The sequence below is a fragment of the Microcoleus sp. PH2017_05_CCC_O_A genome, assembly GCF_020738785.1.
Lineage (GTDB): Bacteria > Cyanobacteriota > Cyanobacteriia > Cyanobacteriales > Microcoleaceae > Microcoleus.
In genome coordinates this window covers 1-537 of sequence record NZ_JAEQCB010000254.1, presented here as the reverse complement: position 1 = coordinate 537, position 537 = coordinate 1, and the positions used below count along the sequence as shown (strand labels likewise).

Below are 537 nucleotides of genomic sequence, written 5' to 3'. Positions count from 1 at the left end.
TTTCGTGAACTTGAAAGAAAGACAAAGCAGCTTGTGAATCGATGCCGTAAAATTCCTTTAAACCAGCGATTTTGGTTGTGGAAACTTCGGGGATTTGTGCTTCGTAAGCGTAGAGGGCGGCTAAACCTTTGGCGGGAGATTCGCTGCGCGCTAAGTCTTTGAGAATGCGGACGGATTCGGTGGTTTTTTCTAAATGTTCGCGTTCGAGAACTGCATTTCTATCTAAACCCAAACCTTCGGCAAAGCGCAGCCACAATTCGGGGTGATTTGCGGCGCCTCTTTCTTCTTCTATGAGGTTTTCGAGGAGCATTTGACGAATTTTGATGTCGTCACAGGCGGCGTGGGTGGCGCTGACGTAGGTGGGGAAGTTGTGAACTTGCAGGTAGTATTCTTGTGCGTACTCTTGCAGCATTGCGATGTCGAGTTTACCTTCGTTCCACATTTGGTAGAACGGATGTTTCAGCAGGTGGTTTTGGTCGAGGATGCTGTTGAGTTGTTCGAGAAATTGCTGTTGAGTCATAATTGTCGATCGCCCTT

1 protein-coding gene is annotated in these 537 nt (G+C 47.7%); it reads right to left on the bottom strand.

Annotation, left to right across the window (positions count from 1 at the left end; translation table 11 throughout):
• A partial coding sequence (locus JGK20_RS33080; RefSeq protein ID WP_293233644.1) for a CADD family putative folate metabolism protein occupies nt 1-520 on the bottom strand: 520 nt, incomplete at its 3' end.
• Between the last annotated feature and the right edge of the window lie 17 nt (nt 521-537).